Raw genomic sequence first — 21,122 nt, forward strand, 5'->3', positions numbered from 1 at the left:
GGGGTTTGGTTTACAAGTTGAGATTGCGGTTCGAGGCCTTGATGAATTCCTGCTTCAACTCGGCGAACGTATGCACCGCCGGAAACTGCGGGAACTCACGGATCACGTTTTCCGGCGCATGGAACAGAATCCCGGCATCGGCTTCGCCCAGCATCGTCGTGTCGTTGTAGGAATCCCCGGCGGCAATTACTCGGTAGTACAAACTCTTGAAGGCCAGGACCGACTGGCGCTTCGGATCTTTCTGACGCAACTGATAGCCAGTCACCCGTCCGCTGTCGTCGGTAACCAGACGATGGCAGAGCAGCGTCGGGAAGCCCAGCTGACGCATCAGCGGCTGGGAAAATTCGTAGAACGTGTCGGAAAGAATCACCACTTGGAAGCGCTCGCGCAGCCAGTCGACGAACTCGATGGCGCCGTCCAGCGGCTTGAGCGTAGCGATGACTTCCTGGATGTCGGAGAGCTTCAGGCCATGCTCATCCAGGATACGCAACCGTTGCTTCATCAGCACGTCGTAGTCGGGAATGTCCCGAGTGGTTGCCCTGAGGGAGTCAATCCCGGTTTTTTCAGCGAAGGCGATCCAGATCTCCGGAACCAGCACACCTTCCAGGTCGAGACAGGCAATTTCCACAAGACACTCCCATTTTTTGATGTTTATCGGTTGAGCGAACAAAAGGACTGCCGACTCTAGCCATTCGCCGAAGCCCGCGCAACGCACAGGAGCGCGCCAGCCCCGGCAGCTTTTGTTACCATCAGCCCCATATAGAGCGCCCAGCGCCACCGACCTGTAGGAAACCGCCCTGATGAGCCCATCGTTTGATGTCGTGGAACTCGCCACGACCTATGCCAACAAGTCCCCGCAGGACATCCTCAAGCTGGCCTTTGCCGAATTCGGCGACGACCTGTGGATATCCTTCAGTGGCGCTGAAGACGTCGTGCTGGTGGACATGGCCTGGAAGCTGAACAAGAACGTCAAGGTGTTCAGCCTCGACACCGGTCGCCTGCACCCGGAAACCTATCGTTTCATTGAACAAGTGCGCGAGCATTACAAGATCGATATCGAACTGATCTCGCCCGACCATACGAAACTGGACCCTTTCGTGAAGGAAAAAGGCCTGTTCAGCTTCTACAAGGACGGTCACGGTGAATGCTGTGGCATCCGCAAGATCGAGCCGCTGCGCCGCAAACTGACCGATGTCCGCGCTTGGGCTACCGGTCAGCGCCGCGACCAGAGCCCGGGCACCCGCAGCCAGGTGGCCGTGCTGGAAATCGACACGGCGTTCTCCACGCCGGAGCGCACGCTGTACAAATTCAACCCGTTGTCGCAGATGACCAGCGAGGAAGTCTGGGGTTATATCCGCATGCTGGAGTTGCCTTATAACAGCCTGCATGAGCGCGGTTTCATCAGCATCGGCTGTGAGCCCTGCACCCGCCCTGTCCTGCCGAACCAGCACGAGCGCGAAGGCCGCTGGTGGTGGGAAGAAGCCACGCAAAAAGAATGCGGGCTGCACGCTGGCAATATCATCGCCAAATCCAAGACCGTCTGATCCCGCCGCAGCCATGTACACAAAAATGTCACCTCAGGTGGCATTTTTGTGTGCACCTCGGGTTTTAATGCCCCTAAAAGTTACAGGCACCCTTGCGCGCTGCCTGTTTTCCTTCCCGTTGGCGCTCGCCCCCTAAAATAAATACCTGTTCGAACGGTCAGTTTTAACTTCCATTATTTCAGTGATTTATCCGTAAAACATAACGAAACGAAATTAACGACGCCAAAGCTAGACTCGCAAGTGGCATATATCTGGCTTAACTCGACAAGTGTTTTGTATACAACAATACCAAAACATACACACACTTTTTGATCCGCAAGCCTGAAGCGCCCTATCCCGTACAGGCTGCAGATGCCCCGTAACCAATGATGCTCACCGCCGCGACGAAGATCTGCCGAGCCTCGCGCTCAAGCACAGTCATCGTGGCCTGAGAGTCAGGAGCCTGCCGGAATGCGTACAAGTCTTTCCAATAACATCGCGCTGGATCTGCCCTCCCCAACCGCTGCCCTGGATGAACAACCCGCGGCCCCTCTCACCTTGAGTCCAAGGCTACACAACAAGGACCTCGCGCCCACCAAAGCCGAAGGGCGACGCTGGGGCCGCTACAGCATCTTCGCGCTGTGGACCAACGACGTGCATAACATTGCCAATTATTCATTCGCCATCGGCCTGTATGCCTTGGGCCTGGGCGGTTGGCAGATTTTACTGTCGCTGGGGATCGGCGCGGCGCTGGTGTACGGCTTCATGAATCTGTCCGGCTATATGGGGCAGAAGACCGGCGTGCCGTTTCCGGTCATCAGCCGGATCAGTTTTGGCATACACGGTGCGCAGATTCCCGCACTGATCAGGGCCGTCATCGCAATTGCCTGGTTTGGTATCCAGACTTACCTGGCGTCCGTGGTGTTTCGGGTGCTGCTGGTGGCGATTCATCCGGGCTTTGCCGATTATGATCAGAACTCGATCCTAGGGCTTTCGAGCCTGGGCTGGGTATGCTTCGTCGCCATCTGGTTCGTGCAACTGATGATCCTGGCCTATGGCATGGAAACCGTGCGGCGCTATGAAGGCTTCGCCGGCCCGGTCATCCTGGTGACAGTCGCGGCGTTGGCCGGCTGGATGTACTTCCAGGCCGGTGCAACGATTGCCTGGTCGATCCGCGAGCCGCTGGCCGGCGGTGAGATGTGGCGCAACATATTCGCCGGTGGTGCGCTGTGGCTGGCGATCTATGGCACATTGATCCTCAACTTTTGCGATTTCGCTCGCTCCTCGCCGTGCCGGCGGACGATCGTCGTCGGAAATTTCTGGGGCCTGCCGGTGAATATTCTGGTATTTGCCGCCATCACCATTCTGTTGTGCGGTGCGCAGTTCCAGATCAATGGCCAGGTCATCGAGAGCCCGACCCAGGTCATCGCCTCGATTCCCAACACCTTTTTCCTGGTGCTCGGTTGCCTGGCGTTCCTGATCGTCACCGTGGCGGTGAATATCATGGCCAACTTTGTCGCCCCGGCCTTCGTCCTCAGTAACCTGGCGCCCAGGTACCTGAACTTCCGTCGTGCCGGGCTGATCAGTGCCGCCATTGCCGTGCTGATCCTGCCGTGGAACCTCTACAACAGCCCGCTGGTGATCGTGTATTTCCTCTCCGGTCTCGGCGCCCTGCTCGGGCCGCTGTACGGCGTGATCATGGTCGACTACTGGTTGCTGCGAAAAGGCCGCATCAACGTGCCGCAACTCTACAGCGAGGACCCAAACGGTGCGTATTTCTACAGCAATGGGGTCAACCTGCGGGCGGTAGCGGCGTTCATTCCAGCGGCGCTGATCGCGATTGTCCTGGCGCTGGTGCCCGGTTTCGACAGTATTTCTCCGTTTTCCTGGCTGATTGGCGCTTCGATTGCAGGGTTGCTGTACCTGATCGTTGCCAAGCGCGAGGTGCATTACGAGGACGTCAGCGGTGAGTCCATTGCCGTGGATAACGTCAGCCATTGATTGTTCGAAAGGCACGGGGATTCGGGCCATCTACCGTTACGCTGCAAAAAGGACTACTCATGCGAATTCTCATCGTCAACGTCAACACCACCGAGTCCATCACTCAGTCCATCGCGCGCCAGGCCCAGGCCGTTGCCGCGCCGGGAACCGAGATCGTCGGGCTGACGCCGCATTTCGGGGCAGACTCGATCGAAGGCAATTTTGAAAGCTACCTGGCCGCCATCGCCGTGATGGACCGGGTGATGTCCTACGACCAGCCGTTCGACGCGGTAATCCAGGCCGGCTACGGCGAACACGGTCGGGAAGGACTGCAGGAACTGCTCAACGTGCCAGTGGTGGACATCACCGACGCCGGCGCCAGCACGGCCATGTTTCTTGGTCATGCCTACTCGGTCGTCACCACCCTGGACCGCACGGTGCCGCTGATCGAGGACCGGCTCAAGCTTTCCGGCCTGTTCGACCGCTGCGCCTCAGTCCGGGCCAGTGGCCTCGCGGTGCTGGAACTTGAGCAAGACCCGCAGCGGGCGGTTGAAGCCATCGTCCATCAGGCGGAACTCGCCGTCAGCCAGGACAAGGCCGAAGTGATCTGTCTGGGTTGCGGCGGCATGGCCGGGCTGGATGAGCAGATTCGTCAACGCACCGGAGTGCCTGTGGTCGATGGCGTGACGGCGGCGGTGACGATTGCCGAGTCGCTGGTGCGGCTGGGGTTGTCCACGTCGAAAGTGCGCACTTATGCGACGCCGCGACCGAAGACCATCATTGGCTGGCCGGGGCGGTTTGGGCGGTGAGTTTGCGGCTTTAGACTGCGTTGCCCCTTTCGCGAGCAGGCTCGCTCCCACAGTTTTTTTTGCGGGGCACAAAAGGTGCGGTCACCGCCGAACCAGTGTGGGAGCGAGCCTGCTCGCGAATGAGGGCGACTCGACTCCCAGCCAGGCTCAAACAGCACTGAACCGCTGCGCCAGCCCCTGCTCGGCAAACTGCTCGATGATAAAATCCACGAACGCCCGGGTCTTGCCCGGCAGCAGTTTGTGCTCGGCGTAGTAGATCGAGATGTTGCCATCGTCGACGTACCAGTCCGGCAGCACCCGTTGCAGTGCGCCACTGTCCAGGAACGGCACGGCAAACGGCATGCTCACCAGGGCAATGCCCAGCCCTTGGGCTGCGGTGATGCAGGCGGCTTCCGAGTCACTCATTGTCATCCCCGCCTTGAGTGTCAGCGGGCTGTGTTCGCGGTTGCGGCTGGTCAGTTGCCAGGAACGGATACGCCCTGTCTGCGGTGAGCGGATCAGGATTCCCTGATGTTGCGCCAGATCCTGCGGCTCAACGACGGCGGCATGGTTTTGCAGGTACTGTCCGGACGCAACCAGCACCCGATGAGCCACCGTCAATTTACGCGCCACGACGCCCTGGGGCAGCTCGAAGCCGCCGCCGATGGCGGCATCGAAACCCTGGCCGATCAGGTCCACCTGACGGTTATCGAAATGCCAGTCCGGGTTGATTGCCGGGTATCGGCGCAAAAACTCACCCAGCAACGGCACGATATACAACCGGCCGAACGCCGTGCCCATGCTCACCTTCAGCGTGCCGGCTGGCTGCCCGCCGGCGCTGGCCAGGTTGGCGACAGCGTTCTGGATGGTATTAAAACTGCTGCCCACTTCCCGCAGGAACAGTTGGCCGGCCTCGGTCAAGGCCAGGCGTCGAGTGCTGCGCTGGAACAGCCGAACGCCCAGGCGCGCTTCAAGCTTGGCGACGCTTTTGCCTACCGCCGCCGGGGTCAGGCTCAAGCGGCGTGCGGCCTCGGCGAAGCTGCCGACCTCGGCGCTGCGGACAAAACATTCGATACTGCTGAAACTCTCCATGACGCCCACTCTAAAATTTTGGTTTACACAGACTATATCAATGAAGGTCTACACAGCCGATGGCCTAGTCTTGATACTCACCCCATCAACCGCGGCATCTCGCCCCGGCACCTTTGGAGAACACCCGCATGAGCACGCAAACACTGAGTGGCAAAGTCGCCTTGGTCCAAGGCGGTTCCCGCGGCATCGGCGCCGCCATTGTCAAACGCCTTGCTGCAGAAGGCGCGGCCGTGGCCTTCACCTACGTCAGCTCTGGCGCCAAGTCTGAAGAACTGCAGGACAGCATCACCGCCGCCGGCGGCAAGGCCCTGGCAATCAAGGCCGACAGCGCCGATGCCGACGCCATCCGCAATGCCGTCGCCGCCACCGTCGACGCCTTTGGCCGATTGGACATCCTGGTCAACAACGCGGGCATCCTGGCGTTGGCGCCGCTGGATGAATTCAAGCTGGAAGATTTTGACCAGACCCTCGCCATCAACGTGCGCAGCGTATTTGTCGCCACTCAGGCAGCCGCACGGCATATGAGCGAAGGGGGCCGAGTCATCAATATCGGCAGCACCAATGCCGACCGCATGCCCTTCGCTGGCGGCGCCACCTACGCCATGAGCAAATCCGCGCTGGTGGGCCTGACCAAAGGCCTGGCTCGCGACCTGGGCCCACGCGGCATCACCGTCAACAATGTTCAGCCCGGCCCGGTGGACACTGACATGAACCCGGCGGATAGCGATTTCGCCTCCAGCCTGATGGAGCTCATGGCGGTAGGCCGTTATGGCACGGTGGAAGAAATCGCCAGCTTCGTCGCCTACCTCGCGGGTCCGGAAGCGGCCTATATCACCGGGGCCAGCCTGACAATCGACGGTGGTTTCGGCGCCTGACCCACGTCGCGCGGGAGCCTGCTCCCGCTGGGCTGCTTCGACGCTTTCGGGCGCAGCAGCCCTTTTTCAGGCCCACTCCAGTTCCGGCAAACCGCACAGGCTTGGCTGGAACAGCTTGAGCGAACGGATAATGGCGTCGGCATGGCTGTACTTTTCGTCGGCCATGGCCGAGTCGGGAATCGCAATAGCCGTCATGCCTGCCGCCTTCGCCGCCGTCACACCAAACGGGGAATCCTCGAAGACCAGGCAATCCACCGGCGCGACACCCAGGCGACGGGCAGCGGTGAGAAAGATATCCGGCGCCGGTTTCGCCGCTCCCACTTCGGGGTCATCGGCGGTAACAATGAAGTCGAACAGCGCGAACCAATCCCGGTGCAGGGTGGTTTTCAGTTCGAACGACTGACGCGACGAACTGGTTCCCACCGCAATCGGCACGTCATGGGCTTTGAGATGCCGCACCAATTCCTCCGCGCCGGGCATCGCCAGGGCGTGGGGGAAACGTTCACGCATGAGCGGTTCACGAATCACCAGAAATTCCTCCGGGGTGATCGGCAGCTCCAGCGCCTGCACCACGTAGCGCGCCAGGTCCCCGGCGCCGCGCCCGATGATGTTCTGCTTGACGCTCCAGTCGAACGTGCGCCCGTAGCGCTCGGCGATGATGGAGGTGACCTCGGTGTAGATACCTTCGGTATCCAGCAGCAGGCCATCCATATCGAAAATCACAGCCTTGATCGGTCCAAACTTTTTCAGCGGTGCATTCATCGCATCTGATCCGTTATCAACACAACATTCCAGGGATGGCTCAGGTGCGGCCAGCGCAGCGTGTTCGCCTTAAAGGATTCAGCAGAATAACGAGCCGTGCTTGGCGCAGGCAATGGGAAATTTTCAAGGGGGTGGCGAGGGATCGGCCGCGCCTTGGCCGGGCGGCAGTTGACTACGTTTCAGGGGCGCTTGGCGCCCAGCGGGAGCAAGCTCCCTCGCCACTAACAGACTGGATGATCAGCAGAGGGTCATGCATTAGCCGCCGGAGCCGCCTGAGCCGGAGCCCGATCCGCCGCCGCTGGAGCTGCCACCGCTACTGCTGCTGCTACCGGTTCCACTACTTGAGCCGGAAGAACCGCCGCCCATCGTGCTGCCACCGCTGGTGGAGCCACTCCCGGTTCCCGGGCTGGTGCTGCTGCCGCTGGCGTCGCCGCCATTGCCTCCTCCCACGGAACCGGGTGGCAGAGCGTTACCGGCTTTCTCGGTGGTGGAGCCGGCGTCCATCTGGGTAGAGGGCGGCATGCCTCCCTTGTCCACGGGCGCGCTGTCGGATTGGGCGAAAGCCGCCAACGAGCTGGCCGATAGAATCCCGGCCAACGCCAGCGCGGTCATGTTTGGCTTCATCATGATAAGTCTCCTTTTCAGATAGCTACCTGATGTGTGGCAACCATCATTGACTGATGGTGCCGACAACCGGACGGACGGAACTGCTCTTCAGCTCGGCTTGCCGGAAGCATCATCACCGGCAATATCGGGATCGTCCGGCGCCGCCTCAACGTCTTCATCTTCGCTTGGCACCTGCTCTACTCCAGCATCGTCATCAGGTGGACGCTGATCGCGGCTCAATGAGTCGGTGGGCGAAGGCAACGGATATTCCGGGGTTTCATCGTCGTCGGGAACAGGCGAGTCGGCAGTCATAACAATCTCCTGGTCGTGCAGTTTGGGCTGGAAGGCTCAATCGTAGGATTCATCCTCAACTTCGGTTTCTTCATCCTCGATCAAGGGCACCTGGGCGTCATCCATCAGGGAACCGGGATCTTCGTTGCCCGGGTCGTTGACGCCTGGATCATTGATGAACGGGACGCCCGAGGGGCCTTTTTCTTCCTTGCCTTCGGTTTCCGGGGTCATGGCATAACTCACAATGCAAGTGGGTGTATCAATTCGAGGCGATGGCGAGGTAAACGTTCCGGGAAATAGCCAATATGAAAAAACCCGGCACGGGGCCGGGTTTTTTCATTCATGCATTCGCTCAGCGATGCTTTCTCTTGTGCTTGTGCTTCTTGCTTCTGGAATGTCCGTCGTTATCGTTGGACAGGTTGCTGCCCAATGCGCCGCCTGCCGCCCCACCGACGCCTGCGCCGATAGTCGAGCCCGTGGACCCGCCCAGGCGATTGCCAACAATCGAACCACCGGCCGATCCCAGCCCACCACCGATGGCCGCTTCCGTACGGCTGCCCTTGCGAGCCCCGACCGCACTGCCGGCTGCACCGCCGACACCGGCGCCAATCGCCGCGCCTGTGCTGCCGCCCATCTGCTGGCCGACCACGTTCCCCAGGACACCGCCCAAGCCACCACCAACCGCAGCGGTACCGTCGCCAGCGGCCATCGCGCCCTGAGCGACCACAAGCCCAAGCACCAAGGTGGACAAAGTCAAACGCATGATAAAAACCTCAAGAATGCCGCATCGGGGAGAGATGGCCGGTGCGCGCTGGCGCGAGTGTACGCCAAACCGTGTCAGCCATGACGGTTCGACAACAAACGCAGGGGTAGTTTTATGACAGGCAAAAAAAAGCCCGCTGGGGAAACGGGCAGGTACTGCTTTCTAACGGATGAGCTCAGACTACGCGCCTGCTTGTGAAAGAAACGTGAAAGAAAACGCCAGTCGAAAAAAAGATAAAAAGATATTTATACAAACGCTGGAATTCCCCGTGGCGAGGGAGCTTGCTCCCGCTGGATTGCACGGCAATTCCATCGCGCCCGAGCGCGAGCATGCCCCCTGGCCACGGCGGTTATTTGCTGAGCGGGACCCTGGGCAAGAACTTGGCCTTCTCGCCCCGCGGCACCTTGGCCACCTTGGTCCGGATTGACTTGATTGGCTCGTCACCAAAGTCCGACCGATAGGCCGATTGCCCACACTGCAACCCTTCATTGATCGGATACGCGGCTCCGTTCTCCTCGCTGTACGGTGCTCCCATCGCATTTTTCCCCTTTCATCGAGCCGATACCGGCAATAACCAATTGCCTGGAAATACCGACCTTCGAATTGAGACTAGCCGGTCATCAACAGACCAATGATTCAAGGGACCGCCTCGCCGACGAACGGGTAAGCGTTGTTTCAAAACCGAAACAACTCAGTCCGAGCCCAACAGCGTCTGGTTTAAAACCCGGGAAACCTGATCGGCCGAGTAAGGCTTGGACAAAAACGCGAAACCTTCATGCCCGCTGTGGGCCAGCTCCTCGCTGTAGCCGGAGGTCAGCACCACCGGCAGATCCTTGCGGCGCTGGCGCAGTTGCCTGGCAAGGGCAATGCCACTGATGCCCGGCATGACCACGTCGGAAAATATCGCGTCGAACGCCATCGCATCCGGGCCGACCATTTCCAGCGCCTGTTCGGCATTGGTCGCCCAGGCCGTTTCGTATCCGAGGTCTTGCAGGATCTGGTTGGCAAAGCGCCCCACCTCCAGATTGTCCTCCACGACCAATACCCGGCGCCGGCCTTTTTCCAGCACCAGCAGAGAGTTTTCCTCTCCCTCGGGTTCATGCTGCTCCTCGGGCTCCACCTCCGGAAGATATAAGGTAAATACGCTGCCCTTTCCGACCACGGTCGAGACATCGACATTGCCACCGGACTGTTTTGCGAAACCGAACACTTGGGACAATCCCAACCCCGTTCCCTTGCCCACCTCCTTGGTGGTGAAGAACGGTTCGAAGATGTGTTCAAGTGCCTCCGGGGCAATACCCGTGCCGGTGTCTTCCAGGACAATCGCGGCAAATACCTGCCCTGCCCCGGCATGGCCGCGGATCGGCGGCATGCCTGCACCGCAATTGAGCCGTAGCCACAGCGTTCCCTGGCCGTTCATCGCGTCCCGGGCGTTCAGGGCCATGTTGATCAACGCCGTTTCGAACTGGCTCAGGTCGGCGCGGATGTAACAGGGCTGCTCGCACAATTCGACCTTGACGTGAATCCGCGCCCCGGTCACGGTCTCCAGCATGTCGCCGAGGCTCTGTACCTGCTTGCGCACGTCGATGATTTCCGGCGTCAACGGCTGGCGCCGGGCAAACGCCAGCAATTGGCTGGTCAGCTTCGAAGCACGTTCCACCGTCTCGGAAACGGCGGTCATGTAGCGTTGGCGGCGCTCGTCGGACAGGTTAGGCATGCGCAGGAAATCGACAGAGGAGCGGATGATCGTCAGGAGATTGTTGAAATCGTGGGCCACGCCGCCGGTGAGCTGGCCGATGGCTTCGAGTTTCTGCGACTGGTGCAGCGCCGCTTCGGTCTGCCTCAATCGTGTAGTGCGCTCCTCGACCCGTTGCTCCAGCGTTGCGTTCAGTTCGGCCAGGGCGGCGAGGCCTTCACGCACGGCCGCGTCCGCCCGAGCGCGTTCGATATGCGCCCAGGATCGCTCGGTGACTTCCAACAGCAGCGCCAGATCGTTGGACGACCAGATCCGGGGCGTTTTATCGTGGATGGCCATCAGGGCGGTCAACCGTCCATTCTTGATCAACGGAACACAAATAGTCGCCGCAATACCGATCGACTGGAACGCTGCCGCCTCCTCCGGTGCCAGCTCCGCCAGGTTGTCATTGATCACCAGCGGCTTGCCGGCGCCCAGGTTGGCGACCGCCAGCCGACCGAAATCCGCCAGTCGGTAGTGCCCGACGATACTCGGCGACCCGGCCCGGGCCCAATCGCCGCGAATCGTAAAGCCGTCCTCGTCTTCGTCCATGTCAGCGTATGCGCAGTTGGACAGGTTGAGGTGCGCCGCCAGGATCCGGGCGGTGGCCGCCATGATCGCCTGTGGATCGGTGGCATTCGCCACGGCGCTGCCGATTGCATCGAGCACCGCCAGGCGCTGGGTCATGAATACGGTCGCAGTGGTCTCGGTGACCGTGTCGAGCATGCCCACCACTTTGCCGAACTGGTCGCGGATAGGGCTGTAGCAGAAGGTGAAATAGGCCTGTTCAGGACCACCACCGCGCTCGATCACCAGCGGAAAGTTCTCGATAAACGTCGCCTGCCCATCAAAAGCCGCCCCCACGATAGGGCCGATCTCGCTCCAGGCCTCCCGCCAGACCTCATTGAACGGCCGCCCCAGCGCCTCGGGTTTGCTGCCGAGAATGGGCGTGAACGCATCGTTGTATAACGTGATCAAGTCCGGTCCCCAGACGATGGCCTGAGGGAAATGCGAAGCCAGGCTCAGCGCCACGGTTGTCTTCAGCACATCGGGCCATTGCGCGGGCGGCCCGAGTGGCGTGCTGTCCCAGTCATGGCGGCGGACCCGTTCAGCCATTTCTCCGTAGCTCTGGAGCCAATCTGTCATTGCCTTCGATCCTTGCTCAACCGCCAATCCCAACGAGGGGGGAAACGCTTGTGACCCCAAGCTGAGCCGTATTATCCCGCGTCACGTGAGAATGCGCGATTGGATTGTCGGATGGGTCGGGCTGAAAGGACCGGACACTCGGAGAGTGGGGATCGGCTTAGATTCCCCAGCTGACGGCGCCGCCTGGATCAGCACCTTCACCGGTAAAGAAAGCCGCCCCCTCGATGTGGTAGACCCTCGGTTCTGCAGAAAAGTATTCCTCCAAGCCCAGCATGAACAGCTGGTGGTCTTCACTTTCTTCGAAACCCGGTGTGTGATGCTCAAGCGATTGCCATCGCACGATCAGGTTGAATTGCTCGGGAGTTTCAATCCCTTGCGCCAGCAAATGGCCGCCGTAGCCCTTTGCTCGGGTGAGCAAAGGGGCGACCTCGGCAAATGCTCGTCTGAACATTTCAATGCGTTCTTTGTGAACCGGGAGCAGAGCGATCTCGTAAATCATGGCGTACCTCGAAAATGACTCAAGCGGTTGAAAAAGCGCATTACGCGATGAGCGACGGCTCGACTGCGATCGCGATTTTTCCTCGAATGCCATTGTTTGGACTTTCCAGCCGGGCATGGGCGAGCCCGATGTCGGCCAGCGAATAGACGGCGCCGACATGTGGCCGCAGCAGACCCCGCGCTACCAATGCGCTCAACTCATCGAGTTTGCCGCGGTTCTGTCTGGTGAAAACGAAGTGATAACTCGCGTTCTTGCCCCAGGCCTGAACGACATTCTGTGGCTGTGAAATGTCGACGATCGTGACGACGCGGCCAAGTTGTGCGAGCACGTCAGGGCTGCGTGACAATGTGTTGCCGCCGATGGTGTCGAACACGACATCCACACCGCGGCCACCCGTTTCTCGCATGACGGCTTCAACATAATCCTGTTTTTCGTAGTCGATGATCACATCGGCGCCCATGCTGCGTGCGAACTCGGCGTTTGCCTCGCGCACGGTGGTGAACACCTGTGCTCCCATGGCTTTTGCCAACTGGATCGCTACATGGCCGACGCCTCCCGCGCCGCCGTGTATCAGAATGCTTTCTCCCACTCTGAGCGCCGCACGCACGATCAATGCTTCCCATACCGTCCCGCCAACCAGGGTCAGGCTCGCCGCCTCAAGATGGCTCAGCGAGGCTGGCTTCTTCCCGACGATGCTCTCGGCAGCGACGTGGTACTCGGCATAACTTCCTGGCCCGTCGAATATTTGCGGGGTGTACCAGACTTCATCGCCCGGAGCGAAGTTTGTCACCCCTGGCCCAACTTCTTCGACAACGCCCGATACATCGTGGCCGGTAATGGCCGGCAGTTGCACCAGGTCGGGATAGTCGCCGCGTCGAACCTGGTAATCCAACGGATTGATGGAGGTTGCATGTACCCGGACCAGGACTTGTCCTGTCTGCGGCACTGGCTTGGGCACATCGCGAAGCTCGAACGAACCCGACCCGCCAAATGACTTGAGTATCATCGCTTTCATTGCAAAATCCTCGTATCGATAAAAAGGGATATCGAGATATCTCGATATGATGCGGCAAAAAAATTACAGTTCTGTCCCTATGATCTCCGCAAGCGCGCTGATGGCTGCTTCATTGCGCTTGTAGTAAGTCCATTGACCGATGCGCCTGACTTCGACCAACCCCACTCGTTGCAACGTCGCAAGATAACCGGACACCGTCGACTGCGACAGTCCGATACCTTCTTGAATACTGCTGACGCAGACTCCCACCGTATGAACGTCACCTTCATCCTGCGGAGGGAAGTTCTTTGCGGGGTCCTTCAGACCCTTCAGGATCTGAAGGCGTGTAGGGTTCGAGAGCGCTTTGAATATTTCGATCAATTCCATGACGCCGAGGATATCGAGATTTTTAGATATGTCAATACGCAACTTCAAGCTTTTCGTCCGAGCCCATCCGACTCACACCACACTCGCTCGATGCAGGCTGCTCATATGTCCGACGCCCGCCTCCTGCAAACGGCCCACCAGATCCTCCCGCGCCGCTCGCCCACCGGAACGCACGTACTCCAACTCCGCCGCGGTGATCAACACCACCGGCACCAATCTGACCGGTGACAAGGGCATATCCTCCACTCGGGTAGAGAAGTCCGGCTCGGGGCCTCCCAGCAGGACCCCAGTGCAATCATCATCCGTTACGAAGAGCTTGGGCAATTGCTCACTCATATGGTGCGATTGACTGGACCCGGGAATCTCCAGGGACAGCGCCCCGTACTGATCAAGCTGGTGCGTGATGCCGCCAGCGTCGGCGACCGTCCTGGCAACATGCTCCACGAGCTCGAATGCCCAACTGCGCTTGAAAGGGTCGACCTCACCCACCGGGCCATAGGCGTGCTCGGGTATATCCGCAGTTTCGATGAACAACTCCATTTCGAAACCGTTGCCCATTCCTTCCGTATCATCGAACGGATCCGACAGGCCTTCCGTGGCGATAATGATCGTGTCGCCACGGCGAACCACGCGGTAGGCCTGGCGGCTGGAGGGCCAGTAAGGGCCACCGGAAAAGGTTGGACTGATCATATAGGCAAGGACATCCCGCTCGACGGTGCCGACAGCGCGCCAATGACGATCCAGGCACGCTTCACCCGCTTCCCGGATGGCCAGATTGGCTGTTTCTGCCTCGGTCAGGTCGCCGAGCTCCTGGGTCTGCGGCGTTGACTGCGCGTCCTGGGTTTCAGGGGCTTTGGATGAACCGAAGAGCTTCTTGAAAAAATTCATGGGTGTTCCTGTTCGAAACTTGCAGTTGCTGTAAGGTCAGGCGCCAGCCAGGATCGATTTTCCCAAGGGATACTTATGACGCTGACGGCCGAAAGCCTGGTCAGGATAGCAATGACCAACCCCATCAACGCGCAAATCACCGCGCGACTGCCTTCGCTCGGCCTGGATCAATGCATGCTTACCGCTGGCTGCATGTTCCAGGCCGTCTGGAATCATCAAACGCAGCAAGCGCCCGCTTGGGGTGTCAAGGATTACGATGTTTTTTACTTCGATCCGGACCTTTCCTGGGAAGCCGAGAATGAAGTGATCAACGCCGCCCGGCAACTCTTCCAGGACCTCGACGTCAACATCGAGATCAAGAACCAGGCTCGCGTCCACCTTTGGTACGGTCAGCGGTTTGGCAAGTCTTATCCTCAGCTTCAGTCGGCCAAGGATGGTGTTGATCGTTATTTGATTGCGGGGACCTGTATCGGACTGGATGTTGAAACCGATGAAGTCTATGCGCCCTACGGCCTGGCTGACGTAGAGCAAGGCATTCTCCGTATCAATCCAAAAAACCCCCAGCCGGATTTTGTTCGTTGAGAAAGCGGGAAGTTATCAGGCTCGCTGGCCGTGGCTCAGGATCATGGAAACATGATGCAAATCTCCATGGTCCTGGTGGCGAGGGAGCTTGCTCCCGCTGGGCGGCAAAGCCGCCCCAAACGTTCTTCCAGACGAACTGCATTCACCGGTCTACGACGGCTACGCCGCCGAGCGGGAGCAAGCTCCCTCGCCACGAAGCGTGTACTTGGAAGATTATGTACGGAAGTTGCTGCCGCCTTCGCGAGCAGGCTCGCTGCCACAGAAATCGGCTCAGGGCTCAAGCACCTGCCTACTCAAGCTTGACTCATTGTCCCTGAGAAACTTGCCTCCACCGGGCCGATCAGAAAGACCGAACCCACGCCGTCCCATTGCACCGTCACGTTTCCGCCATCACATTCAACTTCGACGGTACTGTCCAGCAGTCCACGACGGATTCCGTTGACAACCGCGCCGCACGAGCAAGAACCTGAACCTAGCGCAATGCCCGCCCCGCGCTCCCAGATGCGCAATCGGATATGCGTGCGATCAACTACCTGGACGAAATGAACATTGGTCTTGAGTGGGAATAGCGGGTGGGTTTCGATGGCCGGTCCGATCGTGGCGATATCAACGTCCGCTAGGTCGTCGACAAAATATGTGCAATGCGGATTGCCCATGCTGCACGCGGCTGGACTACCGGCAAGGGGCAAAACGGTGGAGTCCAGGTCCTGCGACAGGGGAATGTCCGACCAGCCGCAAAGTGGCACGCCCATGTCGACGCAAATGTCGCCGTTTGGCGTACGCTCGCAGATCAACAGACCGCGGTTGGTGCGTAGCGCTACCGAAGCAACATTGGCTTCGCGCATGAGCAGGTCCGCCGCCCCGCGCGTCGCGCTGCCACAAACATCCAGCGCGGAGCCATCTGCGTTCCAGAACACCACCCGCGCATCGGCATCGTCACAATCGAGCAGCACCGCAAGTTGGTTGAAGCCCACGCCGCGGTTCCGATCCCCCATCCGCCGGGCCATCGCACCGGTCACCGGACTGGGCGAGTTTCGCGAATCGACGATGACAAAATCGTCGCCATTGGCGTGCATTTTTTGGAAGTTCAGCGGCATGGATTGATCCTGGCAATGGATAACGGACGGGACTATTCAAAGAGGCTCAATGCGCGTCGTTGAATTCCGTCTATAACGTTATGGCGCTTGGAAAGCTAACATTCTGAAAATTATCCGTCGCCTTCGGGGGGCTGATGCTCGGAGAACCTGTCGGATAGTGAAGACGCATTCGAACCTCATCGTCGGATTGGCCCTCGCGGTAGTCGCGACGCTGAGCTGGGCGCTGAACTTCATTGCGCCCTACGTCACCGGGGCCTACACAATCTATGATTTGATGATCGTAAGATTCCTGATCGCCGGAGCGCTGGGCCTGGGTGTCGTGCTGCTCTACCGGGCCCGACTTCGGCTCCTGCGCCTCGATCAGATGCTCCTGGCGGCAGGCCTGGGTGTGATCGGCTATCTCGGCTACAGCGCATGCATCGCCGCCGGTATCATTTTTGGTGGGCCGGTGCTGACCCCGGCCTTTATTGGCATGGTGCCGGTCTTGCTGGCACTGCTGGGCAACGCCACGACCAAAACTCTCCAGTGGAGCAAACTGGCGATCCCACTGGTTTTTCTGACCGTGGGCCTGCTGCTGTCCAATCTCGGCGCTGTCCATCAACCCGTTGCAAGCCAGGGTTCCTGGCTGATGGGTTTGCTGTTTTCAATCGGTGCGGTGATCTTGTGGCTCGCGTTCAGTTGGTTTAATCAACGCGCCTTGCTGAAGCTATCGCCCAACGCCTCGGGCGTATGGACAGGCCTCATGATGGCGGGTGCGGGAATCGGCACCGTGTACCTGTTACCGGCGATACAAGCGTTCGACCTGCTCGAACTGCCGCGCGTAGGTTTCAGTCTTTCCGTTGCAGGACACTTGTACCTCTGGAGTTTCGTTATTGCGCTGATGTCATCCGTCGTCGGCGCCTGGGCCTGGAACGCTGCGTCCCGGCGCCTGCCCATGGTGCTTTCCGGGCAATTGATCGCCCTGGAGTCGCTGTTCGCGACACTGCTTGGCTTGTGGTTTCATGGCCGGCTGCCGACGCTACTGGAGATGTCGGGGCTTGCTGCCGTGCTTGTCGGGGTGATCATGGCGGTGCGTATCATCGTGGCTTCGCGTGGATCGACAATGGCCGCTGCCACTTGATCAACAGGTTATTGCTACCCCCTATCCGGCTCCTTTACTGCCTTTCTGCGGCCCTTCGAAGTCACTACTTTGTATTCAGCGGCACCGGCCTCTTTCACTGGCTGTGCAGTTGGAGAGTCGCTGTGAAAACGGTAATAGGTTGAGGGTTTCCTGACAGGAAGATCAACAGTTCCGAGATGAGCAGCCTTTGCAGGACCAGCCGACAAGAAAGCGCTCGGTTCCATCGCAAAACGCTCAGCTAGCGCATATGCCATCTTGTGACTGATGGGGCGATCTCCATTGAGCACCTTGGACACCGCGGTTTTGTCACCGATTTCAGGAAGGTCTGAACCGGTGAGCCCAAGCGTCTCCATAAGGTCCTTGATCAGTTGCACCGGGGTGCAGGTCGCCTCAAAAGCGGCGTTCGATTCGCGGAACTGGTCGGAATCGCGCTGGTACGCCAGGATTTCCTCTTCAAGCTCAGCGAGAATCCTTTCCTCGGTCTTGCTCAGCTCACGCCCGTCGGTGAGTTCATCGAGCAAATCGGTCGCGCGCTCGTAGTCGGCCGGGGTCTTGATGCCGTGCACAAACTCACCCCGCAGGCGATCCAGTATCGCGTAAAGCTCGCCAAGCGTTGCGATCACCGTTTGAAAGTCGTTCCGGGCTGCGCTCATCGTTTTGTCCCTTTGTTTCTTGCATACCAGACGTTGGCGACGTCGTAATCGGCATGCGTGTAGACGTGTTTGACGTAGAATTTCTGCCGCGCGTAGTTAACGCCGCCTATCACCCTGAGATTATTGCCGCCTACATCAATCACAACCCAATTCATTGCAGCTCTTGGCTTGAACAAGTCGACACCGTGCGTACCGAACAGCTTTTGCAGGTCTGTGAATTCCTTGGGACGCGCCATCCTCAAAATGCGCAGGCAGCGCTCAAGCCCAGCCCTGTCGTTCGGGTACAGAATCGCAGCGTCGTCAAAGCGGGATGGCGTGAGTATATCCATGGGCGTCCTTGTCTTTGGGCCGATGGTACTCTGGTTGTGTTTTTTAACAACTTTTGTTTGTTGGCAAATGTGAAAGCTTAATGATGACGGAAAAAGTCAGCAATCCCAGCCGTGCGCTGAACCTCGACGCAACCATCAGACCAATGGGTCAGCGCCCCATCTTCAATCGAACCCCTTCCGACGCCATGGGTCTGTTTTTGTATCACTGTCGCGGAATAGATCCCATGTCCCCACACCAGAGCCTGGTGCTACTTGCCCGAGGCGGTTATGCCGCTCGTGGCGCTATCTATCTCATCGTCGGCATTCTTGCCTTGCTCGCGGCCCAGGACTCCACCAAACCGAAGGACAGTCACAAAAGCCTGGAGATCTTGCTGAGCCAGCCCTTCGGCCATGCCTTGGTCGGGCTAGTGGTGGCGGGCCTGCTTGCCTTCGCCGGCTGGCGCATTTTGCAAGCCACGCGCGACGTTGATCATCACGGCACGCAGTTCAAGGGCTTGGTGATTCGCGCCGGGTTGCTGGCGAGCGGCCTGGTCAATGGCGCGCTGGCATTCTTTGCCTTGGGCCTGCTGATCAGCGGCTTGAAAAGCTCCGGGAATTCCGGCGGTGGGCAAACCCAGGACCTGTTGGCGCGCGTCCTGTCCTGGGACCATTCAAACCTGTTGGTTTACCTCGTCGCCCTGGTGCCGCTGGGCGTCGGCATTGCCCACATCATTAAAGGCTGGAAGGCCTCGTTCGAACAATATTTCCAGGCTGACGAAGAAGTGATGCGTTATGTGCGGCCGGTGTCGCGCTTCGGCCTGATCGCCCGCGGGGTAGTGTTTATCGAGATCGCCGTGCTGCTGATCATCAGCGGCTCGGCCTATAAAGCCGTGGACCCGCCCGGCATGAAAGATGCCCTCGATGCGTTGCAGAATCTGCCGGCCGGAGGCCTGGTGTTGATGGTGATGGCCCTGGGGCTGATTGCCTTTTCGGTCTACAGCTTTTCCGAGGCGGCATGGCGCAAGATCAATATGGATGTGCCAGGAGTGGCGCACACATAGGTCAACTTGCGCCGTTGTTATGTCAGCTGCCCTCTACTGCGCAGGCGTTACCCGGCGCATGAGGTCATTTAACGCGTAGGTGTCGAGGAAGGCCATTGCCTGAATGATCCGGCCATCCTTGAAGGTCAGTTGCCACAAGTAGGTATTGTTGTAGGGTTTTTGATCGAGGGCTGTCGCAGTGCCGTTCCACAGGACAACGACAATGTCATCCTGGGCGATGATGCTCTGCAACGTGGGAGAAATTGGCGTCGCCAGTCGGGCGCTGATCGGCCGCACGGCCTGTTCGATCAGCTCGGTCTTGCCGTCATACACGCCGGAAACCGGGCTCGATCCGGCGACTGTCCAGACCGCATCGGGCGCCAGCAGGTCGAAGACCGTGCCTTTGCCCTGCTGCCAGTTCGCGAATGCCTGGCGGACCAGATTCGTATTGGCTTCTTGAGTGTTTTCCGAAGCCCAGGAGGTGTTCGTGGAAAGCATTAACGCCAAAACAACAACCTGGGCACGCCAGCCCAAACTTTTCCATGTAGTCATGATGTTTACCTCACGGCAATGCAGTTGATAAAAGTTCTTTCTGAGAACCTTAACGGCATGCGCCTTGAAGCTTTTGCTCGATACTGCTGTGGGGTTGCCTGATGCTGTTCGCAGGTCGTTTGATCTATGCACAGGGATGAAGATAACGCCGAGCGACATCTTCATAAAATGCCTGCGCAGCCAGATTTTTGTCTTTCGCCTCCAACATGATGTCGAAACGGTCCAGAAACTTGAGCGCGTATTCGTTGGTCCAGCGATTCCACATCTGATCACTGTGACCGTACAAGTCACGTTTGGACACCACCTTCAATAACGCATCCATCTCAAGCTTTTTGCCTGCATCGAAACCCAATTCCTGCAATCGCTCCGGCGGCTGTGAATAATGCATGGTGGGCCGAACTCCACGCCAACTTTCGATGATGCGATCGACTCGCGGGGAGTCCGGTGCGATGTAATCGTTCTCGTTGATCCAACAGTGGTGGATATCCAGCACGACGGGGGCAAGGTCAGCCAGTTGCAGGCAATCATCGACGCCGTAGGTCTTCTCCTCGTTTTCGAAGGTGATGCAATTGCGCGCCACCTGCGACAACCGCGGCCAGATCGAACGGATCCCCTCGCCGCCCAGGCGCCCGGCGATGTGCACGTTGCATTTGAAGTCCTGGAAGCGCCGACCGTAACCCATCATCCGGATCATGTCGGCGTGGTACTCGAACTCGGCGATGCTGTTGTCCACCACACCCGGTTTATCCGAGCCCAACACACAATACTGGCCAGGGTGGAAGGACAGCCGGATATCGGCCGAACGCGCGAGGTTGCCAATCGCAGCAAAGCGTTCTTCCAGCTGGCTTTGAATGGCCGGGTCCTGATAGAAAGCACTCACCTTCGGATGACTGTAGAACGGCAACAGATCACTGCTCAGTCGGAGCATGCGCAGGGTCGGCGCAAGCTCGGCAACGTAGGCGATGAGGCGCAGCTGTGCGTCGAGATTGTGCGTCACGACTTCGAGCAGCTTGTCGCGGGCGACCTGGAGAGGGACGCCATCCATCCAGCGTAACGTCGTAGTGCGGGGGTTGTATGGCGCTTCGATGGTCTTTAACGCACTCGCTGCAAGGCCGCGATCAGGGTGCCGGTATTGGCAGGCGAAACCGATTCGGGGGTGAGTCATGGAAGGTCCTGGCCGTCATCCGTGTTGGCGGTAGACATCCTGGTGGCTGAGTTGTCCTTTTTGATTGGCTCGATGAAAACTATTTTCGGCGATATGTTGACCACGCTTGGCGCCGCCAAGAAAAACCGATTGCGATGCGCTCGGCATACCTTGAAACCCAAGTACACGCTGATCGGCGAGCCGCAATGAATTCAAATGGCTATACTCGGGGCAGGAAAAAACTCGCAGCCGTACCTTAAAGGACAATATGGATCTCAGGGCAGCGCACAGAGCGCG

At 59.0% G+C, this 21,122-nt stretch carries 23 protein-coding genes and 1 pseudogene; 7 read left to right on the forward strand and 17 right to left on the reverse strand.

What is annotated here, in order from left to right; genetic code table 11:
* Positions 1 to 10: 10 nt before the first annotated feature.
* Entirely contained in the window at positions 11 to 628 is a 618-nt protein-coding gene (thrH, locus tag J3P94_RS19505; RefSeq protein ID WP_434569301.1) for a bifunctional phosphoserine phosphatase/homoserine phosphotransferase ThrH, read from the reverse strand.
* A gap of 172 nt (positions 629 to 800) precedes the next feature.
* Here thrH and J3P94_RS19510 point away from each other — a divergent pair, with 172 nt between their 5' ends.
* The 3 genes from J3P94_RS19510 (at position 801) to J3P94_RS19520 (ending at position 4,312) form a co-directional block, all read left to right on the forward strand.
* Positions 801 to 1,544, forward strand: a complete 744-nt coding sequence (locus J3P94_RS19510; RefSeq protein ID WP_434569302.1) for a phosphoadenylyl-sulfate reductase — start codon at positions 801 to 803, stop codon at positions 1,542 to 1,544.
* A gap of 450 nt (positions 1,545 to 1,994) precedes the next feature.
* On the forward strand, positions 1,995 to 3,524 hold the full coding sequence (locus tag J3P94_RS19515) for an NCS1 family nucleobase:cation symporter-1 (protein ID WP_434569303.1): 1,530 nt from the start codon (positions 1,995 to 1,997) through the stop codon (positions 3,522 to 3,524).
* A gap of 59 nt (positions 3,525 to 3,583) precedes the next feature.
* Entirely contained in the window at positions 3,584 to 4,312 is a 729-nt protein-coding gene (locus J3P94_RS19520; RefSeq protein WP_434569304.1) for an aspartate/glutamate racemase family protein, read from the forward strand.
* Positions 4,313 to 4,459: 147 nt separating this feature from the next.
* Here J3P94_RS19520 and J3P94_RS19525 read toward each other — a convergent pair whose 3' ends face one another.
* The gene (locus tag J3P94_RS19525; RefSeq protein WP_434569305.1) at positions 4,460 to 5,383 is read right to left on the reverse strand and encodes a LysR family transcriptional regulator; all 924 of its coding nucleotides are present in this window, start codon (positions 5,381 to 5,383) and stop codon (positions 4,460 to 4,462) included.
* Positions 5,384 to 5,511: 128 nt separating this feature from the next.
* On the opposite strand from J3P94_RS19525, the gene J3P94_RS19530 reads away from it, so the two are divergent.
* Positions 5,512 to 6,258 (forward strand): 3-oxoacyl-ACP reductase family protein, encoded by a 747-nt coding sequence (locus tag J3P94_RS19530; RefSeq protein WP_434569306.1) that lies wholly within the window; start codon positions 5,512 to 5,514, stop codon positions 6,256 to 6,258.
* A gap of 66 nt (positions 6,259 to 6,324) precedes the next feature.
* On the opposite strand, the gene J3P94_RS19535 is transcribed toward J3P94_RS19530, so the two are convergent.
* The 10 genes from J3P94_RS19535 to J3P94_RS19580 all read right to left on the reverse strand — a co-directional run bounded on the left by J3P94_RS19535 (position 6,325) and on the right by J3P94_RS19580 (position 14,329).
* Entirely contained in the window at positions 6,325 to 7,020 is a 696-nt protein-coding gene (locus J3P94_RS19535) for an HAD-IA family hydrolase (RefSeq protein ID WP_434569307.1), read from the reverse strand.
* 255 nt (positions 7,021 to 7,275) lie between these two features.
* A complete protein-coding gene (locus J3P94_RS19540) occupies positions 7,276 to 7,647 on the reverse strand; it encodes a hypothetical protein (RefSeq protein ID WP_434569308.1) in 372 nt (123 codons plus the stop codon).
* 87 nt (positions 7,648 to 7,734) lie between these two features.
* A complete protein-coding gene (locus tag J3P94_RS19545) occupies positions 7,735 to 7,938 on the reverse strand; it encodes a hypothetical protein (protein ID WP_305495998.1) in 204 nt (67 codons plus the stop codon).
* Between the two features lie 36 nt (positions 7,939 to 7,974).
* Entirely contained in the window at positions 7,975 to 8,148 is a 174-nt protein-coding gene (locus tag J3P94_RS19550) for a hypothetical protein (RefSeq protein ID WP_305495999.1), read from the reverse strand.
* Between the two features lie 121 nt (positions 8,149 to 8,269).
* The gene (locus J3P94_RS19555; protein ID WP_434569309.1) at positions 8,270 to 8,680 is read right to left on the reverse strand and encodes a glycine zipper domain-containing protein; all 411 of its coding nucleotides are present in this window, start codon (positions 8,678 to 8,680) and stop codon (positions 8,270 to 8,272) included.
* A gap of 691 nt (positions 8,681 to 9,371) precedes the next feature.
* Positions 9,372 to 11,561: a response regulator gene (locus J3P94_RS19560; RefSeq protein WP_434569310.1), complete on the reverse strand. Its 2,190-nt coding sequence runs from the start codon at positions 11,559 to 11,561 to the stop codon at positions 9,372 to 9,374.
* Positions 11,562 to 11,718: 157 nt separating this feature from the next.
* On the reverse strand, positions 11,719 to 12,060 hold the full coding sequence (locus J3P94_RS19565; RefSeq protein WP_434569311.1) for an antibiotic biosynthesis monooxygenase family protein: 342 nt from the start codon (positions 12,058 to 12,060) through the stop codon (positions 11,719 to 11,721).
* A gap of 40 nt (positions 12,061 to 12,100) precedes the next feature.
* Positions 12,101 to 13,075 carry a zinc-dependent alcohol dehydrogenase family protein gene (locus J3P94_RS19570; protein WP_434569312.1) on the reverse strand — a complete coding sequence of 325 codons (975 nt, stop codon included), beginning with the start codon at positions 13,073 to 13,075 and terminating at the stop codon, positions 12,101 to 12,103.
* Positions 13,076 to 13,138: 63 nt separating this feature from the next.
* Positions 13,139 to 13,441 (reverse strand): ArsR/SmtB family transcription factor, encoded by a 303-nt coding sequence (locus tag J3P94_RS19575; protein ID WP_305501316.1) that lies wholly within the window; start codon positions 13,439 to 13,441, stop codon positions 13,139 to 13,141.
* Positions 13,442 to 13,513: 72 nt separating this feature from the next.
* Positions 13,514 to 14,329 (reverse strand): suppressor of fused domain protein, encoded by an 816-nt coding sequence (locus tag J3P94_RS19580; RefSeq protein ID WP_434569313.1) that lies wholly within the window; start codon positions 14,327 to 14,329, stop codon positions 13,514 to 13,516.
* Between the two features lie 75 nt (positions 14,330 to 14,404).
* On the opposite strand from J3P94_RS19580, the pseudogene J3P94_RS19585 reads away from it, so the two are divergent.
* Positions 14,405 to 14,966, forward strand: a pseudogene (locus J3P94_RS19585) (nucleotidyltransferase family protein).
* A 238-nt stretch (positions 14,967 to 15,204) separates the two neighbouring features.
* Here J3P94_RS19585 and dapF read toward each other — a convergent pair.
* The gene (gene dapF / locus J3P94_RS19590; protein ID WP_434569314.1) at positions 15,205 to 16,008 is read right to left on the reverse strand and encodes a diaminopimelate epimerase; all 804 of its coding nucleotides are present in this window, start codon (positions 16,006 to 16,008) and stop codon (positions 15,205 to 15,207) included.
* 154 nt (positions 16,009 to 16,162) lie between these two features.
* Between dapF and J3P94_RS19595 the strand changes: the two genes are divergently transcribed.
* On the forward strand, positions 16,163 to 17,128 hold the full coding sequence (locus J3P94_RS19595) for an EamA family transporter (RefSeq protein ID WP_434574252.1): 966 nt from the start codon (positions 16,163 to 16,165) through the stop codon (positions 17,126 to 17,128).
* Positions 17,129 to 17,142: 14 nt separating this feature from the next.
* Here the strand turns inward: J3P94_RS19595 and J3P94_RS19600 are convergent, their stop codons facing one another.
* Together J3P94_RS19600 and J3P94_RS19605 are read right to left on the reverse strand one after the other, a co-directional pair.
* A complete protein-coding gene (locus J3P94_RS19600; RefSeq protein ID WP_434569315.1) occupies positions 17,143 to 17,781 on the reverse strand; it encodes a helix-turn-helix domain-containing protein in 639 nt (212 codons plus the stop codon).
* Positions 17,778 to 18,110, reverse strand: coding sequence for a type II toxin-antitoxin system HigB family toxin (locus tag J3P94_RS19605; protein WP_434569316.1), 333 nt, complete (start codon positions 18,108 to 18,110; stop codon positions 17,778 to 17,780). Before J3P94_RS19605 ends, J3P94_RS19600 begins: the two co-directional genes overlap by 4 nt.
* A gap of 224 nt (positions 18,111 to 18,334) precedes the next feature.
* Between J3P94_RS19605 and J3P94_RS19610 the strand changes: the two genes are divergently transcribed.
* A complete protein-coding gene (locus tag J3P94_RS19610; protein WP_434569317.1) occupies positions 18,335 to 19,150 on the forward strand; it encodes a DUF1206 domain-containing protein in 816 nt (271 codons plus the stop codon).
* A gap of 33 nt (positions 19,151 to 19,183) precedes the next feature.
* Here J3P94_RS19610 and J3P94_RS19615 read toward each other — a convergent pair whose 3' ends face one another.
* Together J3P94_RS19615 and uvsE are read right to left on the reverse strand one after the other, a co-directional pair.
* A complete protein-coding gene (locus tag J3P94_RS19615; RefSeq protein WP_434569318.1) occupies positions 19,184 to 19,846 on the reverse strand; it encodes a nuclear transport factor 2 family protein in 663 nt (220 codons plus the stop codon).
* Positions 19,806 to 20,846 carry a UV DNA damage repair endonuclease UvsE gene (gene uvsE / locus J3P94_RS19620; RefSeq protein ID WP_434569319.1) on the reverse strand — a complete coding sequence of 347 codons (1,041 nt, stop codon included), beginning with the start codon at positions 20,844 to 20,846 and terminating at the stop codon, positions 19,806 to 19,808. The genes J3P94_RS19615 and uvsE overlap by 41 nt, the downstream gene beginning before the upstream one ends.
* Positions 20,847 to 21,122: the final 276 nt, after the last annotated feature.

This window comes from Pseudomonas sp. Z3-8 (genome assembly GCF_051131975.1).
Classification (GTDB): Bacteria; Pseudomonadota; Gammaproteobacteria; order Pseudomonadales; family Pseudomonadaceae; genus Aquipseudomonas.